The sequence below is a fragment of the Pseudomonas mediterranea CFBP 5447 genome, from assembly GCF_000774145.1.
In the GTDB taxonomy this organism is placed as follows: Bacteria; Pseudomonadota; Gammaproteobacteria; order Pseudomonadales; family Pseudomonadaceae; genus Aquipseudomonas; species Aquipseudomonas mediterranea.
In genome coordinates, this window is the sequence record NZ_KN322985.1 from 339,036 (window position 1) to 357,012 (window position 17,977).

16 protein-coding genes are annotated in these 17,977 nt (G+C 62.4%); 10 read left to right on the plus strand and 6 right to left on the minus strand.

The features are described from left to right. Positions 1 to 12 precede the first annotated feature (12 nt). Positions 13 to 2,172 carry a type I secretion system permease/ATPase gene (locus N005_RS13785; RefSeq protein WP_047701690.1) on the plus strand — a complete coding sequence of 720 codons (2,160 nt, stop codon included), beginning with the start codon at positions 13 to 15 and terminating at the stop codon, positions 2,170 to 2,172. 195 nt (positions 2,173 to 2,367) lie between these two features. After that, complete coding sequence (locus N005_RS13790; RefSeq protein WP_047701691.1) at positions 2,368 to 3,732, plus strand: HlyD family type I secretion periplasmic adaptor subunit; 1,365 nt, start codon at positions 2,368 to 2,370, stop codon at positions 3,730 to 3,732. A gap of 139 nt (positions 3,733 to 3,871) precedes the next feature. Here N005_RS13790 and N005_RS13795 read toward each other — a convergent pair whose 3' ends face one another. Together N005_RS13795 and N005_RS13800 are read right to left on the minus strand one after the other, a co-directional pair. Then, positions 3,872 to 4,468 (minus strand): tRNA-uridine aminocarboxypropyltransferase, encoded by a 597-nt coding sequence (locus N005_RS13795; RefSeq protein WP_047701692.1) that lies wholly within the window; start codon positions 4,466 to 4,468, stop codon positions 3,872 to 3,874. 7 nt (positions 4,469 to 4,475) lie between these two features. Beyond that, positions 4,476 to 5,369 carry a LysR family transcriptional regulator gene (locus N005_RS13800; RefSeq protein WP_047701693.1) on the minus strand — a complete coding sequence of 298 codons (894 nt, stop codon included), beginning with the start codon at positions 5,367 to 5,369 and terminating at the stop codon, positions 4,476 to 4,478. 257 nt (positions 5,370 to 5,626) lie between these two features. On the opposite strand from N005_RS13800, the gene speB reads away from it, so the two are divergent. The 4 genes from speB (at position 5,627) to N005_RS13820 (ending at position 10,170) form a co-directional block, all read left to right on the plus strand. Beyond that, positions 5,627 to 6,577 carry an agmatinase gene (speB, locus tag N005_RS13805; protein ID WP_024779101.1) on the plus strand — a complete coding sequence of 317 codons (951 nt, stop codon included), beginning with the start codon at positions 5,627 to 5,629 and terminating at the stop codon, positions 6,575 to 6,577. Positions 6,578 to 6,586: 9 nt separating this feature from the next. Beyond that, positions 6,587 to 6,994 (plus strand): YybH family protein, encoded by a 408-nt coding sequence (locus N005_RS13810; RefSeq protein WP_047701694.1) that lies wholly within the window; start codon positions 6,587 to 6,589, stop codon positions 6,992 to 6,994. A 51-nt stretch (positions 6,995 to 7,045) separates the two neighbouring features. Then, positions 7,046 to 8,557: a purine-cytosine permease family protein gene (locus N005_RS13815; protein WP_231983285.1), complete on the plus strand. Its 1,512-nt coding sequence runs from the start codon at positions 7,046 to 7,048 to the stop codon at positions 8,555 to 8,557. 224 nt (positions 8,558 to 8,781) lie between these two features. Further along, complete coding sequence (locus N005_RS13820; protein ID WP_047701696.1) at positions 8,782 to 10,170, plus strand: sodium:solute symporter family protein; 1,389 nt, start codon at positions 8,782 to 8,784, stop codon at positions 10,168 to 10,170. A gap of 125 nt (positions 10,171 to 10,295) precedes the next feature. On the opposite strand, the gene N005_RS29790 is transcribed toward N005_RS13820, so the two are convergent. Together N005_RS29790 and ptrR are read right to left on the minus strand one after the other, a co-directional pair. Then, complete coding sequence (locus N005_RS29790; RefSeq protein ID WP_256222727.1) at positions 10,296 to 10,424, minus strand: PA1414 family protein; 129 nt, start codon at positions 10,422 to 10,424, stop codon at positions 10,296 to 10,298. A gap of 139 nt (positions 10,425 to 10,563) precedes the next feature. Further along, complete coding sequence (ptrR, locus tag N005_RS13825) at positions 10,564 to 11,457, minus strand: putrescine utilization regulator PtrR (RefSeq protein ID WP_047701697.1); 894 nt, start codon at positions 11,455 to 11,457, stop codon at positions 10,564 to 10,566. Between the two features lie 102 nt (positions 11,458 to 11,559). Here ptrR and N005_RS13830 point away from each other — a divergent pair, with 102 nt between their 5' ends. Then, complete coding sequence (locus N005_RS13830; protein ID WP_047701698.1) at positions 11,560 to 12,726, plus strand: MFS transporter; 1,167 nt, start codon at positions 11,560 to 11,562, stop codon at positions 12,724 to 12,726. Here N005_RS13830 and N005_RS13835 read toward each other — a convergent pair whose 3' ends face one another. Then, positions 12,727 to 14,181, minus strand: coding sequence for an NCS1 family nucleobase:cation symporter-1 (locus tag N005_RS13835; protein WP_047701699.1), 1,455 nt, complete (start codon positions 14,179 to 14,181; stop codon positions 12,727 to 12,729). Between the two features lie 429 nt (positions 14,182 to 14,610). After that, entirely contained in the window at positions 14,611 to 15,447 is an 837-nt protein-coding gene (locus tag N005_RS13840) for a CvfB family protein (protein WP_047701700.1), read from the minus strand. A gap of 339 nt (positions 15,448 to 15,786) precedes the next feature. On the opposite strand from N005_RS13840, the gene N005_RS13845 reads away from it, so the two are divergent. The 3 genes from N005_RS13845 to N005_RS13855 all read left to right on the plus strand — a co-directional run bounded on the left by N005_RS13845 (position 15,787) and on the right by N005_RS13855 (position 17,841). Further along, positions 15,787 to 15,975: a hypothetical protein gene (locus N005_RS13845; protein ID WP_016702300.1), complete on the plus strand. Its 189-nt coding sequence runs from the start codon at positions 15,787 to 15,789 to the stop codon at positions 15,973 to 15,975. Between the two features lie 201 nt (positions 15,976 to 16,176). Beyond that, a complete protein-coding gene (locus tag N005_RS13850; RefSeq protein ID WP_047701701.1) occupies positions 16,177 to 16,893 on the plus strand; it encodes a TorF family putative porin in 717 nt (238 codons plus the stop codon). An 81-nt stretch (positions 16,894 to 16,974) separates the two neighbouring features. After that, a complete protein-coding gene (locus tag N005_RS13855) occupies positions 16,975 to 17,841 on the plus strand; it encodes a DUF6279 family lipoprotein (protein WP_047701702.1) in 867 nt (288 codons plus the stop codon). Positions 17,842 to 17,977: the final 136 nt, after the last annotated feature.

Consider the following 17,977-nt stretch of genomic DNA (forward strand, 5'->3'; position numbering starts at 1 on the left):
GGAGCGATCGATGTGACCAGCATGGAACCCGCTATCCCCGGCGCCGATCCGCGCCTGAGCTTCGATGACCCTCTGCTGGATGGTCTGTTGATCCTCTGCAAACTCCATGGCGCGACGGTCAGCCGCGCCAGCCTCAGCGCCGGGCTTCCAATGGCGCACCAACGGCTGAGCCTGGACCTGCTGCCACGTGCAGCGGCCCGGGCCGGTTTGCAGGCACGGGTGCTGCGCCGGGGCCTGGGCGAGATTTCACCACTCAATCTGCCGGTGATGCTGCTGCTGGCCGGTGGTCGTTGCGCGGTATTGCGACGCTGGCACAAGGACGGCCGCGCATTGATCCTGCCCTGCGAAGCCGACGGCGGCGAGCAATGGGTCAGCCGCGAGGAGCTGACCGCCGATTATGCTGGCCAGGCGTTGTTCGCCCGGCCGCGCCATGAACTCGAAGACCTGCGCTCGCCCCTGGTGCCACGGGTCGAAGCGTGGTTCCGCGACACCTTGAAACTGTCGCGCTGGTTGTACAGCGACGCGATCCTGGCGAGTCTGCTCATCAACCTGCTGGGGTTGATGGTGCCCCTGTTCGTCATGCAGACCTACGACCGCGTGGTGCCGAACCAGGCCACGTCTACCCTGTGGGTGTTGGCCGTGGGGCTGTTGATCGGCACCGGCTTCGAGCTGGTACTGCGGGTGGTGCGCGCGCACCTGCTGGACAGCGCCGGCAAGAAAACCGACGTGATCCTCTCCGCCACCCTGTTCGAGCGCATCACCGGCATGGCGATGAAAGCCCGGCCGGTGACCATCGGCGGGTTCGCCCAGAGCATCCATGACTTCCAGGGCCTGCGGGAATTTCTCACCGCCGTGACCCTCACCAGCCTGATCGACCTGCCCTTTGCCGTGCTGATGCTGCTGGTGATCGGCTTGCTGGGGGGCTGGCTGGTGGTCATTCCGGTGGTGGCGTTTCCCATCACGGTGATCTTCGCGATGATCATCCAGGTACGCCTGCGCGATACCGTACAAAAAAGCCTGGCCCTGGGTGGCCAGCGCCAGGCCTTGCTGATCGAAACCCTCGGCGGCCTGGAAACCCTCAAGGCCTGCAGCGCGGAAAGCGAGCGCCAGCACCAATGGGAAAGCACCCACGGCGCCCTCACCCGCCTGGACAGCCATGCGCGCAACCTCTCGGCACTGGCGACCAACGGCACTCTGTTCCTGCAGCAATTGGCCGGCATGACCACCATCGTCGCCGGGGTCTACAGCATCATCGCCGGCAACCTCAGCGTCGGTGCGCTGGTGGCGTCCTATATGCTTGGCAGCCGGGTGCTGGCGCCACTGGGGCAGATCGCCGGGTTGATCACCCGTTACCAGCAGGCCCAACTCACCATGCGCAGCACCGACGCCCTGATGGCGCTGCCCCAGGAGCGCGATGCCAGGCAGCGGCCATTGGACCGCACCCAATTGCAGGGGGCGCTGGACGTCCACGGCGTGACGTTCCACTACAACGACCAGAGCACACCGGCGCTGTCGAACGCGAGCTTCAAACTCAAGGCCGGTGAACGGGTCGGGATCATCGGCCGCAGCGGCTCGGGCAAAAGCACCCTGGCGCGCCTGTTGATGGGATTCTACGAACCGCAGGAAGGCCAGTTGCTGCTCGACGGCCTGGACCTGCGGCAACTGGACATCGCCGACCTGCGCCAACAGATCGGCTATGTCGCCCATGACCTGCCGCTGCTGGCCGGCAGTCTGCGCGACAACCTGACCCTCGGCGCCCGCTACATCAGCGACGCGCGCATGCTCGAAGTGGCGGAACTGACCGGCGTCGGCGAACTGGCCCGCCAGCATCCCCAGGGCTTCGACCGCCCGGTGGGCGAACGCGGCCAACTGCTCTCCGGCGGCCAGCGCCAGGCCGTGCTGCTGGCCCGGGCCCTGTTGCTCGATCCACCGATCCTGCTGCTGGACGAACCCACCAGCGCCATGGACAACAGCAGCGAAGACACTTTGCGGCAAAAGCTCCACACACACATTCAGGGCAAGACCTTGCTGCTGGTCACCCACCGCACCTCGATGCTGAGCCTGGTGGATCGCCTGGTGGTGCTGGACAACGGCCGGATCGTCGCGGATGGACCGAAAGAAATGGTGATCGATGCGCTGCGCAAGGGGCGGGTGGGTTCCGGAACGGTTTAGCAAGCACCACCGAACCCTGTGGCGAGGGGATTTATCCCCGCTGGGCTGCGAAGCGGCCCTAACACCTGACACCTCGGTATATCAGGCAGATTGAGTTGACTGGTTTGGGGCTGCTTTGCAGCCCAGCGGGGATAAATCCCCTCGCCACAAAAGCCGTGCCCAGCATTACTTCATTTAACCGACGGGTATCCCCCCATGTCTGCCCAAACATCCGATCCAGCCGCCCGAAGCTACTTCGGCAGTTTCAGCAAAAGTGCCGAAAGCGAGTTCATGCCGGAAACTGCCGGCGCGGCGTTGCAGGATTCGCCACGCCGATCCCGCGTCACCGTGTGGCTGGCCGCCGGGCTGATCGTCACCGCGCTGGTGTGGGCGAAACTGGCGATCCTGCAGGAAGTCACCACCGGCGAGGGCAAGGCGATTCCGTCGAGCAAGGTCCAGGTGATCCAGAACCTGGAGGGCGGTATCGTCACCGAGATTTTCGTCCGCGAAGGCCAGATGGTGAACAAGGGCGATACCCTGCTGCGCCTCGACGACACGCGGTACCGGTCGAACAAGGGCGAAAGCGAGGCCGACCGCTATGCCTTGATGGCCCAGGTCCAGCGTTTGTCGGCAGAAGCCGAGGGGCGGCCGTTCCAGGTATCGGCCGAGGTGACCGCCAAGGCTCCACAAGTGGCCGAGGACGAGCGCTCGCTGTATGAGCAACGACAACGGCGCCTGGCCAGCGAACAACGGACCCTGACCGAGCAACTGCGGCAGAAGACCCAGGAGCTGGCGGAGTTTCGTTCCAAGCAAGCCCAGTTCAGTTCCAGCCTGGCCCTGCTGCAAGAGGAAATGAACATGTCCGCGCCGCTGGTGAGCACCGGGGCGGTGTCACCGGTGGAAATCCTGCGGCTCAAGCGCAGCGCGGTGGAGATCCGTGGCTCGCTCAACGCCACCACCCTGGCGATCCCCCGGGCCGAATCGGCGATCAATGAAATCAAGAGCAAGATCGACGAATCGGAACAGACGTTCCGCTCCGACGCAGCCAAGGAGCTCAACGAGAAACGCACGGACCTGTCGAAGATCACCGCCTCGAGCATCGCCATTGACGACCGCGTGACCCGCACCACTGTCGTTTCACCGGTGCATGGGGTGATCAAGCAGCTCAAGGTCAACACCATCGGCGGCGTGGTGCAGCCGGGCAGCGACATGGTGGAAATAGTGCCCATGGAGGACAACCTGCTGATCGAAGCCAAGGTCCGCCCACAGGACGTTGCCTTCCTCAATCCGGGCCAGAAAGCCATGGTCAAGTTCAGCGCCTATGACTACACCATCTACGGCGGGCTCAGTGCCCGGCTCGAACTGATCGGTGCCGACACCATCACCGACGACAAGGGCAACAGCTTCTACCTGATCCAGGTGCGTACCGATAAGAACCATTTGGGCGGCGACACCAAGCCGTTGCTGATCATCCCGGGGATGGTGGCGACGGTGGACATCATTACCGGGGAGAAAAGTGTGCTGGATTACTTGCTCAAGCCGGTGTTGAAGGCGCGGACCGAGGCGATGCGCGAGCGGTAGTCTGAGCCAGGATGTTCATTGATGGTTTTATCGCTATCGCGAGCAGGCTCGCTCCCACAGGGGGATCTCCAGTGGATACAAAATATGTGATCACCACGGCTCTACTGTGGGAGCGAGCCTGCTCGCGATGAGGCCAGTACTATCTGTCAGCATGGTTACGCTGGTAAGTCTCCTCCCCCATCGCCGCAATCTGCCCCTCGATCAACGCCTCGAACGGCCGGAGCAACGGCTCGAAACTGATCGGCGCCTCCAGCACCTGCAACGCCTGGACAATCGCCTCCACCGTCGACAATGCGCCCGGTCCCGGTGCCTTGCGCAAGCGGTAACGGGATACCCCGCCGTCGGCCAGCGTCACCCTCGGCAACGCCGCCAGCAAAGGATTGAGGTGCAGCAACTTGCGCGCCTTGCGCCAGGTGCCGTCCGGCACAACCAATAGCAGCGGATCGTCGGACGGTCCATAGGCCTGCATCGGCTGCGCATCTTCGCCGGGAAACAGCAGGCAGGCCCGATAACCCGGTTGGTTGAGCAATGCAGGTAAATTCTCGAACACCTCACCGACGATCAACTCGGCGTTGTTGAGCCCCAGCGCCGCCAGCCGGGCGGTGTTCAGGGCGTGGTTCACTTCGCTGGGATGTTGCAACAGCAGGACCCGGGTGCGGCTGTCGAGACTGGGAATCAGCGGACACAGGCAATGGCTTTGCGGTCGGTGGCAGCGCGGGCAATGGATTCTGGACATCGTCACCTCAGGCCTGGTGGAGCTGCGCTTTAAGCAGGTCGCGGAAAGTCTGGATCAGCGGCTCGCGGCTACGGCCCCGGCGCATGATCATCGAAAACGGCGCCTGATAGCCGAACGTGGCCGGCAGCAGTACTCGTAAGTCGCCCTTGTCGACCCAGGCCTGGGCGTAATGTTCGGGCAGGTAGCCGATGTAGGCACCGGACAAGACCAGGATCAGTTGCGCCTCCATGCTCTCCACCGTCGCGGCGCTGTGCTTGAAGCCGTGGCGGGCCAGCTCGGCCTGGCTCCAGTAACCACGCCCGACCATCCGCTGTTGGGTGATGAGCTGTTCGGGGATGCGCCGCTCGTTGAACAGCGGGTGGCGATTGCTGCAATACAACCAGTGCTGCTCGCGGTACAGCGGCATGTAGATCAGCCCGCTCATGCGCGTGGAAAATGCACCGATGGCCAGGTCCAGGCGGTTGTCCTGCACGCCGAGTTGCAGCTCGTAAGGGCTCATGACAGACAAGTGCAGGTGCACCGCCGGGTGCTCGAGGCTGTAGGCGCCGATGACCTCGGCGAACGGCAGGGCCTTGTCGCTGACGGTGGAATCGATCACCCCCAGGTTCAACGTGCCGCGCAACTCCCCCTTGAGGGCTGCGGCGTACTGCTCGAAACCTTCGAGCTCACCCAACAGGCGCAGGGTTTCCTGATGGAACAACTCGCCTTTGCTGGTCAGGCTGAACCCGCCCCGGCCGCGATGACACAACACCAGGCCCAAGGCCGACTCGAGTTGACTCATGTAGGTGCTGATGGCCGATGTGGACAGGTTGAGCTCATGCTGGGCATTGGCGAACCCTTGGTGCCGGACCACGCTGACGAAGATTCGCAGCAGCTTCAGGTCGGGTAGAGCGTTGGTCATTGGGGGTTCTCCATATCGGCGGTCGCTGCAAAACTTTGTGGCGAGGGGATTGGGATAAATCCCCCGGGGATAAATCCCCTCGCCACAGGGTATCCATCAGGACCAACAGTGAGCCTCTTTGAGCAAGAGTTATCGCCCCCACCCCACATTAGTTTAGAAAAATCTGAACTAAGTATTTGCCCCCAACGATTCTTCGCGCCCACGGCTTTTCGCAGAATCGGCCCCTGATAACTAAAACAAACGATGAGGCCCTACCCGTGGACAAGATTCTTCACCAACCACTGGGCGGCAACGAAATGCCGCGCTTCGGCGGCATCGCCACCATGATGCGACTTCCCCATGTGCCCACCGCCGCCGGCCTGGACGCAGCCTTCGTCGGCGTGCCGCTGGACATCGGCACCTCCCTGCGCGCCGGCACCCGTTTCGGGCCGCGGGAGATCCGCGCCGAATCCGTGATGATCCGCCCCTACAACATGGCCACCGGGGCCGCGCCGTTCGACTCGCTGTCGGTGGCCGACATCGGCGACGTGGCGATCAACACCTTCAACCTGCTGGACGCCGTGCGGATCATCGAGGAGTCGTATCACAAGATCCTCGAACACAACGTCATCCCGCTGACCCTGGGCGGCGATCACACCATCACCCTGCCGATCCTGCGAGCCATCCACAAGAAACACGGCAAGGTCGGCCTGGTGCACATCGACGCCCATGCCGATGTGAACGACCACATGTTCGGCGAGAAAATCGCTCACGGCACCACCTTCCGCCGCGCCGTCGAAGAAGGCCTGCTCGATTGCGATCGCGTGGTGCAGATCGGCCTGCGGGCCCAGGGCTACACCGCCGATGACTTCAACTGGAGCCGTCGCCAGGGCTTTCGCGTGGTCCAGGCCGAAGAGTGCTGGCACCATTCCCTGGCACCGCTGATGGCCGAAGTGCGGGAGAAAGTCGGCGGCGGTCCGGTGTACCTGAGCTTCGACATCGACGGCATCGACCCGGCCTGGGCTCCAGGCACCGGCACCCCTGAAATCGGCGGCCTGACCACCATCCAGGCCATCGAGATCGTGCGCGGCTGCCAGGGCCTCGACCTGGTCGGTTGCGATCTGGTGGAAGTCTCGCCACCGTACGACACCACCGGCAACACCTCGCTGCTGGGCGCCAACCTGCTGTACGAGATGCTCTGCGTACTGCCCGGCGTGGCCCATCGCTGAGGTGTCGTCATGAACGAACGGGATCAAGTACTCAAGGCCGCCGCCGAACTGGTGTCGGCCTTCGCTCGCAACGACCGCGACGCCTACTTCGGCGCATTCACCGTTGACGCGAGCTTCGTGTTCCACACCCTCGAACAGCCCCTGCTGTCTCGCGATGCCTATCAGGCACTGTGGGACCGCTGGCGGTCCGAGGAAGGTTTCGAGGTGCTCTCGTGCACTTCGAGCAACGCCTTCGTCAGCCTGCAAGGGGATGTGGCGGTTTTCATCCATGACGTGGCCACCGAGCTGCGCATGTTAGGGGAGCTTCACTTTAGCCAGGAGCGCGAGACCATTGTGTTTCGCCAAGAACAACAAGGCCTATGGCTGGCCTGTCACGAACATTTGTCCGCAATGCCGGAAGGGCTGCCAATCCCTTAGCCAAACAGGCGACGTTCACATTCGATGAACGCACCTCGATGATCGGAGCAGATCATGCATAACAATAACGACAACAGCCTTACGCAAATCGAAACCAACGGAGTCGAACAGATTCCGGACCACGAACGAACCGCCGGCCCGGGCGACCTGTTCCGGCTGATCTTCGGCGGTGCCAATACCTTCGCCACCGCCGTGCTCGGCAGTTTCCCGGTGTTGTTCGGCCTATCGTTCCAGGCTGGGGCCTGGGCGATCGTGCTGGGCGTGCTGGTGGGTTCGATCATCCTCGCCCCCATGGGCCTGTTCGGTCCGCTCAACGGCACCAACAACGCCGTGTCTTCCGGTGCGCACTTCGGTGTGCATGGGCGGATCGTCGGTTCGTTCCTGTCGCTGCTGACCGCCATCGCGTTCTTCTCGCTGTCCGTCTGGAGTTCGGGGGACGCGCTGATCGGTGGCGCCAAACGCTTGATCGGCGTCCCGGAAACCGACCTGAGCCTGGGCCTGGCCTACGGCCTGTTCGCCCTGCTGGTGCTGACGGTGTGCATCTACGGCTTCCGCTTCATGCTGTGGGTCAACCGCATCGCCGTGTGGGCGGCCAGCCTGTTGTTCCTGCTGGGCATCGTCGCCTTCGCACCGGCCTTCGACAGCCAGTTCGCCGGCACCGTCGGCCTCGGCCAGCCGGGGTTCTGGGCAGCCTTCATCGGCGCGGCGCTGGTGGCCATGAGCAACCCGATTTCCTTCGGCGCGTTCCTCGGTGACTGGTCGCGCTACATCCCGCGCGACACACCCAAGCGGCGCATCATGGCGGCGGTGATCGCCGCGCAACTGGCGACGCTGATTCCGTTCCTGTTCGGCCTCGCCACCGCCACCATCGTGGCGATCAAGGCGCCGGACTACATCGCAGCGAATAACTACGTGGGCGGGCTGCTAGCGGTGTCGCCAACCTGGTTCTTCCTGCCGGTGTGCCTGATCGCGGTGATCGGTGGCATGTCCACCGGCACCACGTCGCTGTATGGCACCGGGTTGGACATGTCCAGCGTGTTTCCGCGGGTGCTGTCGCGGGTCAAGGCGACGCTGTTGATCGGCGTGCTGTCGATTGCCTTCATCTTCATCGGACGCTTCGCGGCGAACCTGGTGCAGAGCGTGTCGACCTTCGCCGTGCTGATCATCACCTGCACCACGCCGTGGATGGTGATCATGATCATCGGCCTGCTGGTGCGCCGCGGCTTCTACTGCCCGGATGACCTGCAAGTGTTCACCCGGGGCGAAACCGGCGGCCGCTACTGGTTCAGCCACGGCTGGAACTGGCGCGGCCTGGGGGCCTGGATCCCCAGCGCGCTGGTCGGTCTGTGCTTCGTCAACCTGCCGGGGCAGTTCGTCGGGCCATTGGGTGAGCTGGCGGGCGGCATCGACATCAGCCTGCCGGTGACCCTGGGCCTGGCTTCGCTGGTGTACCTGGTGTTGCTGGGGGTGTTCCCGGAACCGGGGGCGGTGTATGGACCGGGGGATTCGCGTAGCGATGGTTCGGCGCCAGCAGATAAAACGGAGCTCCGACAAGCCGCCTGACCCATGGTGAACGCAATACCTGTGACCGAGGGCCTTTGTGGCGAGGGAGCTTGCTCCCGCTGGAGTGCGAAGCGCTCCCGATAGCGGTTGCTGCGCAACCGAGCGGGAGCAAGCTCCCTCGCCACAAAAGCTCCCTCGCCACACAAGCAGATTCGCACTGAGGTCAGTGCCAGGGACGGTACCACCTCGCACTCCATAAAAAAGACAATCGGAGACACGCCATCATGGCTTTGGATTTAATCGTCGTTCTCATCTACGCCGCCGGCATGATCGCCCTCGGCTGGTACGGCATGCGCCGCGCCAAAACCCGTGACGACTACCTGGTCGCCGGGCGCAACCTGGGCCCGGGCTTTTACCTGGGCACCATGGCCGCCACAGTGTTGGGCGGCGCGTCCACCATCGGCACCGTGCGCCTAGGCTATGTCCACGGGATTTCCGGGTTCTGGCTGTGCGGCGCCATCGGCCTGGGCATCGTCGGCCTGAGCCTGTTCCTGGCCAAGCCGTTGCTCAAACTGAAGATCTACACCGTCACCCAGGTGCTGGAGCGCCGCTACAACCCGGCCGCACGCCACGCCAGTGCGCTGATCATGCTGGTTTATGCGCTGATGATCGGGGCGACGTCGACCATCGCCATTGGCACCGTCATGCAGGTGCTGTTCGGCCTGCCCTTCTGGGCTTCGATCCTGGTGGGCGGCGGCGTCGTGGTGCTGTACTCCACCATCGGCGGCATGTGGTCGCTGACCCTCACCGACATCGTGCAATTCCTGATCATGACTGTCGGCCTGGTGTTCCTGCTGATGCCGATGTCCATCATGGACGCCGGCGGCTGGGATACGATGGTGGCGAAACTGCCGGCCAGCTACTTCGATTTCACCGCGATTGGCTGGGACACCATCATCACTTACTTCCTGATCTACTTCTTCGGCATCTTCATCGGCCAGGACATCTGGCAACGGGTGTTCACCGCCCGCAGCGAAGGCGTGGCCAAGGTGGCCGGCACCGCCGCCGGCTTGTATTGCGTGCTATACGGCCTGGCCGGTGCGTTGATCGGCATGGCGGCCAAGGTGTTGCTGCCGGACCTCGCCAACGTCAACAACGCCTTTGCCAGCGTGGTCCAGACCAGCCTGCCCAACGGCATTCGTGGGCTGGTGGTCGCCGCCGCACTGGCAGCACTGATGTCCACTGCGGCGGCGGGCCTGCTCGCGGCCTCGACCACCGTGGTCCAGGATCTGCTACCCCGCTTGCGCCAAGGCCGTGAAGGCACCGGCGCCGACGCCCATGAAAACCGCATCGCCACCCTGTTGATGGGCGTGGTGGTACTGGGCATCGCCCTGGTGGTTAGCGACGTGATCAGCGCCCTTACCTTGGCCTACAACCTGTTGGTGGGCGGCATGCTGATCCCGCTGATCGGCGCCATCTACTGGAAACGCGCCACCACCACGGGGGCGATCACCAGTATGTCGCTGGGCTTCGTGACCGCGCTGTTCTTCATGCTCAAGGACGGCCTGGACGCCAACACGCCGATCTACTACAGCCTGGGCGTGGCGCTGGTGAGTTTTGTGGTGGTGAGTCTGTTGTCGCCACGCTCGAACGTGGTGGCGAAGATGGTCTGATAGTCGGTAAACGACTGTGGGAGCGAGCCTGCTCGCGATGGCGGCGTATCAGCGACTACTTATGCTGCTGATACAACGCATTCGCGAGCAGGCTCGCTCCCACAAAAAATCGACCTGACAGGTAATCAGCGGCGACGCGGCTGGCGGCGGCGTTGCTCGTCATCGGTGCGAATTGGAATCGGCTGCATGGGCGGTTCGATCAGGCCGAGCGCGACACCCAGGTCGTGAAGCCAGTTCTGGATTTTCTCTTTCATCGTGGTGCCCCCTCAGGGTCATGCGAGCGGCAGATTTCTGTGGCCCCTTCGCGTTGATAATAGTCCGATGTGCTGCGCAATGCTCGTCTCTGTTTGCAATGATCTGTTACTGAATTGATCCAAATCCCGCGCCCGTAGTTCAAGCCGATTGGGCCGTCGCCACGGACGTCCGCGGCCAGGCCTGTTGCTGCAACTCGATCCAGGCGTTCAGGTTGGCCCCGACCATGCCTTTGCGCCACATCAGCCAGGTCGTGGCGCTGGCGAACGGCTCGGCCAATGGATGCACCGCCACCCGCTCGCGGCCCGGCATGCTGGCCAGCATCGACTCGGACAACAACGCCACCCCGGACCCGGCGATCACGCACGCCAGCATCCCCTGGTAAGACTCGATCTCCATCGCTCGGCCCATGGTTGCATGATCATGGGCAAACCAGGCTTCCAGGCGCATGCGGTACGAACAGCCTCGGCGAAAGGTGAACACCGAGCGACCCTGGACATCCAGCGCACTGCGCACCGGCGGATGATCGGCCTCGGTGATCACCACCAGTCGCTCGTCGCACAACGGCACGCCGTCCAGCCCCGCCAGTTCCAGCGGGCCATCCACCAGTGCCGCATCGAGCCGCCCGGTGAGCAAGCCTTCGAGCAATTCGCCGCTGGGTCCGGACTGCACTTGCAGGTTCACCGCCGGATACGCCCGGTGATAACTGGCCAGCAGGTCCGGCAGATGAATCGCCGCCGTGCTGTACATGGTGCCCAGCACAAACTCCCCGGCCGGTTGCCCGCCCTGCACGGCAGCATGGGCTTCATCGTGCAAGGCAAAGAGCTTGGCCGCGTAGTCCAACAGGACTTTTCCCGCAGGCGATAGCTGCAAGCGCTGACGCTCCCGCAGGAAAAGATCCACCCCCAGTTGCTCTTCAAGCTGCTTGAGCCGGGTCGACAGATTCGACGGTACCCGGTGCAGGCGCTCAGCGGCGCGAGTGATGGACCCTTCCTCGGCCACGGCCTGGAAAATCCGTAACTGGCTGAACTCCACGACATTCTCCAAAAAGGAACAAGTTTCTCACTATTATTCATTTTTAATGAAAGTCAATCAGTTCTAGCCTGACGGTCATTCACCTCACTGTGGAGAACGACCATGTCGCCCCTTGTTCGCCTGCTTGCCAGCTTCATTGCCTTGATGATGGCCATGGGCATCGGCCGCTTCGCCCTGACACCTCAGTTACCTCATCTCATCGGCGAAGGTCAGATCGACTTGACCGCCGCCGGTCTGATTGCCGCCGCCAACTACCTGGGTTATTTCCTCGGCGCGCTGGACGCCATGTTCGCCCGGCGCCCGGAACAGGTGCGCCGGCGTCTGCTCGGCGGCCTGTGGCTGTGCGTGCTGTTGACCCTGGCGTCGTTCTGGGCCTGGGGCTTCTGGCCGCATCTGGCGCTGCGCTTCGGCACGGGCGTGGCGAGTGCCTGGGTGTTGGTGATGATCACGGCCTTGAGCCAACCCCTGGCAGCCGCGGCGGGACGGCCACGGTTGGGCGCGCTGGTGTTTGCCGGACCGGGGCTGGGGATTTTTCTCACAGGCCTGCTGGCCTTGGTCTCGAACTTGTCGGGTCAGACGTCCGCCATGTTGTGGCTGGTGTATGCCGGTGTGGCCATGGCGATGCTGCTGGTGGTGCTGCCGATCCTGCCGCAACCCACTATCGCCGTAACCGTTGCGCCGCCGGCCGGCTCAACGCCGAATCGTGGTATTGCCCGACTCGGCGTGGTGTACGCCTTGTATGGCGTAGGCTACATCATCCCCGCCACGTTCCTGTCGCAGATGGCATCGGCGCAATTCCATGGCCAATGGCAGGCCGACCTGTTCTGGCCCTGCTTCGGCCTGGCCGCCGCCCTCGGCGTGCTGCTGGTGAGCCTGCGTCGGCCGGCGCCGAACAGCACCGGCCGCTGGTTGATCGGCACGTTATGGCTGCAGGCCGCCGGGGTGTTCGCCTGCCTGCTGGGCAGCGGGCCAGGGTTGGCGCTGGGGGTTATGCTGTGCGGCGCGCCATTCCTGGCGTGCATGCAACTGGTGATGCTGCGCTCCCGGGAACTGGCCCCCCATGCCACCCAGCGCAACGCCGGGCTGTTGACCGCCTGCTTTGCCGTGGGTCAGCTCAGCGGGCCGTTGCTGGCGGCGCTGAGCAGCCACTTCAGCGGCGGCCTGCAACCGGCGCTGATCGTTGCCGGCTGCGGCCTGGTGCTGGCCGGTGGGTTGTTGCTACCCCGCCGGAGCGCGATGAACCCATGTACCCAAACCGTCCTGCGTTGATCAGGCCTGGCCGACCGAACTGAACGATGGGCTCGGTTGCGCGGCCGGCTCGCGCCGCGCCAGGGCAAGATACAACACCCCGCCAAGGAAACAGCCGGTGAACCAGGCAAAGTTGGCCATCGGTTGCAGCAGCGGCGTGAAGGTGATCGCCACGCCCATCAGCGTCGCCGGCACCAACGCCTTGACCGCCGTCCAGTTGATACCGCCGCTGTAGTAATAACGCCCGCTCGGGCCGTCATCGAACAGCGCATCGACGTCGATCCACTGCTTTTTGATCAGGTAGAAGTCCACCAGCAGAATCCCGAACAACGGGCCGATGAAGGCTGCCAGCACATCCAGGGTGTAATGGATCACTTCAGGATTGTTGAACAGGTTCCAGGGCGTGATGAAAATCGACGCCAGCGCAGCGATCATGCCGCCGGCACGCCAGCTGATCCTGCTGGGGGCAACGTTGGCGAAGTCGAAGGCCGGCGAGACGAAGTTGGCGACTATGTTGATACCGACGGTGGCCGTCACGAAGGCGAAGGCCCCGAGCAACACCGCCACATCGTTGTCGATGCGCGCCACGGTGGCGATCGGATCATGGAGCATTTCGCCGAACACCGGCAGGGTTCCGGAAACAATCACCACGGTGACCAGCGAGAACGCCAGGAAATTCACCGGCAGCCCCCAGAAATTGCCCCGGCGCACGTCAGACATGCTCCGGCAGTAGCGACTGAAATCGCCAAAATTAAGGGTCGGCCCGGAAAAGTACGACACCACCAGCGCCGTCGCCACGATCACCTGACCAAACGCCTGCCAGCCGGACAGGGATTTTTCCGCCAGCGTAAAGCTGATGTTGCTCCAACCGGCCTTCCACACGATCCAGCCCGCCAGCAAAAACATCACCGCGTAGACCACTGGCCCGGCCCAGTCGATGAAACGGCGGATCGACTCCATCCCCGTCCAGAACACCAGTGCCTGGACGAACCACAGGCTGAGGAAACCAAACCAGCCCAGGTAAGACAAACCGGCAAAATGCGGCGTCGCATACACTTCCATTGTAGGAAAGAAGCGCAGCACCACGATGATCAGCGCACTGGACGCCAGGTACGTCTGGATGCCGTACCACGCCACGGCGATCAAGCCGCGAATCACCGCCGGGATATTCGCCCCGAACACACCGAACGCCAGCCGACAGATCACCGGATACGGAACCGCCGCCTGCTGGCTCGGCTTGGCCACCAGGTTGGCGATCACCTGCACGATGCAAATCCCGCCCAACAGCGCGATCAACACTTGCCAACTCGCCAGCCCCAAGGCGAACAGGCTGGCGGCGAACACATAGCCACCGACGCTGTGCACATCGCTCATCCAGAACGCGAAAATGTTGTACCAATTCCATTTCTGCGGCAGCGGGCCCAAATCCTGGTTATAGAGGCGGGGGCTGTAGCCGTCGGGCAATTGCTCGGACATCGCGGGGCTCCTTATGAGTACCGCCGTGCCCCCGAGATGACTTGCTCACCATACTGCGCACGGGAGCCGGCATGGTTTGTATACGAAGCGCTACGCAGAATGCGTGCCATAGGCATGGAATATGAGACAAGCAGCGGTGTTTGGCAGGGTTTGATGGCGGACAGGAAGGGACACACGCCCACGAACAGGGCGCGCGTGCATGCTAAAGGTGCAAGATTTTGTATACAGCAAAGAACCCGTGGCGAGGGAGCTTGCTCCCGCTGGGCTGCGAAGCAGCCCCAAACCGGTGTGCTCAGTCAAAACTGGCACACCGAGGCGATATATCGAGGGGCCGCTTCGCGACCCAGCGGGAGCAAGCTCCCTCGCCACAGGGAACAGTCCAGCGGGCACGTGCTGTCTGCCACAGGGCCAGAAAGCTCTGTGGTCGAATCAGCTCAACTCAATACGATCCGCATGAATGACAATCTGCCCATTCTTGTACAGCGCACCAATGGCTTTCTTGAAGTTGCCCTTGCTCACGCCAAACAGGCTGCTGATCTGCGCCGGATCGCTCTTGTCGCTGACTGGCAGAGTGCCGTTGTTGTCACGCAACTTGGCGAGGATCTTGGCATTCAGGCTGGTGGCGGCTTCCTGGCCCACCGGCTGCAGGCTCAGGCTGATCTTGCCGTCCGCACGGATTTCCTTGATGTAGCCTTTTTCCTGCTTGCCCGGGCGCAGAAACTTGAAGACTTCGTTCTTGTGAATAAGTCCCCAGTGGCGGTTATTGATGATCGCCTTGAAGCCCATGTCGGTGGCCTCGGCAACCAGCAGATCCACTTCCTGCCCCGGCGAGTAGTTGGCCGGCGTCTTGTCCAGGTAGCGGTCCAGGCGTGCCGTGGCGGTGATGCGGCGGGTGTGCTTGTCGAGATAGACATGCACCACACAATAATCCCCGGCAGCCATCTGGCGTTTCTCTTCCGAGAACGGTAGCAACAGATCCTTGGGCAGGCCCCAGTCGAGAAACACACCGATGCTGTTGACTTCAACCACTTTCAGGCTGGCGAATTCACCGACCTGGACTTTGGGTTTTTCCGTGGTTGCGATCAGTTTGTCGTCGCTGTCCAGATAAATGAAAACATTGAGCCAATCTTCATCTTCGCTGGGAATATCCTTGGGGATATAACGATTGGGCAAAAGAATTTCGCCGTCCGCACCACCGTCCAGATATAAACCGAAGTTCGTATGTTTAACCACTTGCAAACTGTTGTAGCGCCCGACTAAAGCCATTTCCGAATACCCTCGTTGCGTGGGCGGCATTCTACCCGGTTTTGCGGGGCGATTCGTGGCCAGCGGGAAAGCGCCCGTCTCCACCTTGATTTTCCAGGGTTTTCATCCGTGGAGCGGCCATTCGTCAGGCAGACGACACCCCGTGCGACCGATTCGCACAGGCCACTCGACGGCATATTTCCTTGGCGGTTGTTATTTAAAACAGTGGCTTAGGACTATCACAGCGGTATACATCCACCCATTACCCAGCCCAATCCAGATCACTCAATGGGATATCAGCCAAGCAAGGGTCATGTATTTCCTGTACGATGCCTGGCCCAATTAATTATCGACAGGTTAATGGCCGCCATGCGTGTAAAAGCATCCAACAGCAAAGCAAAGCCAGCTCCAGCCGTTGAAACCAGCGAATCGATCAACGACCAGATCGCTGCGTTCCTCAAATCCGGCGGTGAAATCCAGCAAATCGCCAAAGGCGTCAGCGGCCAGACATTCGGCCCATCCAAGCAGATCAGCCTGGGCAAGAAGTAATCCCCGCATCACCTGGTCCCAAAGCGCTTTGAGCTTCGAAGCGCTTGGACTGGAACCTCCCCCGCCACATCTCACCGGTAAAAATCGACGAACGGCCTTCATCGCCGGGTATTCGCCGGTATGCTTGCACCTCTCTAGCTCAAGCGTTCTAGCTCAAGTGTTCCAGCTTGTCCTGCTCCTCGCTAATTCACGGAGTGAAGCATGCGTATCCCCATTGCCCTGCTGACCATCAGCCTGCTGGCCTGTCCCCCAGCCCACGGACAGATCTTCCAGCGCGAACTCGGCGACTTCGACCTCAAGCTCGGCACCAGCCCCAGCCGCAGCATGGCCCAAGGCCTCGTCACGCCTTCGAGCACCGGCTCGTTTCACGGTGGCCTGGACCTGAGCCACGACAGCGGCTGGTACTTTGGACAATGGTCACCCAGCGCCGGGCTGACCTCCTCCGCCGACCTCGAAGTGGATTCCTACATGGGGTTCAAGCATCCCTTCGACCAGACCCTGGGTTACGAAGTCGGCCTGATCCACTACAGCTACCCCACCGTCGACACCCTCGACAGCCAGGAACTCTATGGTGGCCTGACCGTGCTCGGCAGCCGTTTCGGCGCTGCCCTGAGCAATGACCCGGACAAACAGAACAGCACGCTGTTCGCCGACCTGGGCGGTAACGTGCCGTTCGGCATCGGCATCAGCGCCAAATACACCACCCATCAGCTCAATACGCCGGTTTCAGTCGAGAACGGCTATGTAGGCAGCTTCAGCGACTGGTCGTTGAAAATTTCCCGCCCGTGGCGCGGCATCGACCTGAACCTGATCTACAGCGACTCCAGCCTCAGCGGCAGCAGCTGTTCGGCCTACTCCGGCCACAACAGCGAATGCGACGGCCTGCTGACCCTGAAGATGGCCCATCCGTTTTACTAAGGGTTACGTATTCACTCGGCTGAACTGCCGCGCGCCTGCCATGCTCAAACAAAACACCGATGGCTTCGCAAGGACTCGCTCATGTCGCGCTGGTTTACACGCACCGTCACCTTTATCGCCCTGCTGCTGTTGCTGACGGCCTGCAGCCGCATCGGCCTGGCCTACCGCAACCTCGACCTGATCATCCCCTGGACCCTCAACGACTACCTGGAAATCAACGGCGAGCAAAAGGACTGGTTCAACGAACGCCTCAAGGAGCACCTGAGCTGGCACTGCACCACGCAACTGCCCGGTTACCTCGATTGGCTGGACCGCTTGAAGATCATGGTCCAGAACGATCAGGTGACTGACGAAGCCCTGCAACAGCGCACCCGGGAAGCCAAGGCCGCCATCGCCGAAACCGCTCGGGAAATCACGCCGTCAGCCATCGAATTGCTGCAAGGCCTGAACGATGAACAGGTCGCTGACATGGACGCCGCGTTCATCAAGGACCAGCGCAAGCGCCAGCAGGAATACCTCAAGCCGTCACTGCAACAGCAGATCCAGGAACGCAGCGAGCGCATGGAAAAACGTCTGAACGACTGGCTCGGCCCCCTCAACATCGCTCAACGCCAGCGCGTGGTGGCCTGGTCCACCGCCCTCGGCGACCAGAACCAGCAATGGATCGCCAACCGCGCCCACTGGCAAAACCAGTTCAGCGCCGCCGTGGCCCAGCGCCACGACCCCGACTTTCCAAAACGCATCGAGCAACTGCTGGTCAACCGCGAAAGCCTCTGGACCCCGGCCTATCGCGAGGCCTACAACAACACCGAAGCCCAGGCCCGCAGCCTGCTGATCGACCTGATGGCCGACAGCACCCCGCCCCAGCGCGAACGGCTGCTGAAGAAAATTGATGGGGTGAAGAAGGACTTTACTGATTTGAAGTGCCTGAAAGCGGCAAGAAGCTGAACGAACAGGCTCTCAAGAACACTGAAGGCCCCTGTGGGAGCGAGCCTGCTCGCGATAGCGGAGTGTCATCCTGCATAGATGGCGACTGACACACCGCTATCGCGAGCAGGCTCGCTCCCACAGGTGTTGTGTTCAA

Bases quoted from the DNA above. Each gene is read 5' to 3' on its own strand.
- N005_RS13840 (WP_047701700.1), bottom strand. From the start codon at position 15,447: ATGGCTTTAGTCGGGCGCTACAACAGTTTGCAAGTGGTTAAACATACG.
- N005_RS13795 (WP_047701692.1), bottom strand. From the start codon at position 4,468: ATGTCCAGAATCCATTGCCCGCGCTGCCACCGACCGCAAAGCCATTGC.
- N005_RS13850 (WP_047701701.1), top strand. From the start codon at position 16,177: ATGCGTATCCCCATTGCCCTGCTGACCATCAGCCTGCTGGCCTGTCCC.
- N005_RS29790 (WP_256222727.1), bottom strand. From the start codon at position 10,424: ATGAAAGAGAAAATCCAGAACTGGCTTCACGACCTGGGTGTCGCGCTC.
- N005_RS13820 (WP_047701696.1), top strand. From the start codon at position 8,782: ATGGCTTTGGATTTAATCGTCGTTCTCATCTACGCCGCCGGCATGATC.
- N005_RS13855 (WP_047701702.1), top strand. From the start codon at position 16,975: ATGTCGCGCTGGTTTACACGCACCGTCACCTTTATCGCCCTGCTGCTG.
- N005_RS13835 (WP_047701699.1), bottom strand. From the start codon at position 14,181: ATGTCCGAGCAATTGCCCGACGGCTACAGCCCCCGCCTCTATAACCAG.
- N005_RS13845 (WP_016702300.1), top strand. From the start codon at position 15,787: ATGGCCGCCATGCGTGTAAAAGCATCCAACAGCAAAGCAAAGCCAGCT.
- N005_RS13810 (WP_047701694.1), top strand. From the start codon at position 6,587: ATGAACGAACGGGATCAAGTACTCAAGGCCGCCGCCGAACTGGTGTCG.
- N005_RS13790 (WP_047701691.1), top strand. From the start codon at position 2,368: ATGTCTGCCCAAACATCCGATCCAGCCGCCCGAAGCTACTTCGGCAGT.
- N005_RS13830 (WP_047701698.1), top strand. From the start codon at position 11,560: ATGTCGCCCCTTGTTCGCCTGCTTGCCAGCTTCATTGCCTTGATGATG.
- N005_RS13800 (WP_047701693.1), bottom strand. From the start codon at position 5,369: ATGACCAACGCTCTACCCGACCTGAAGCTGCTGCGAATCTTCGTCAGC.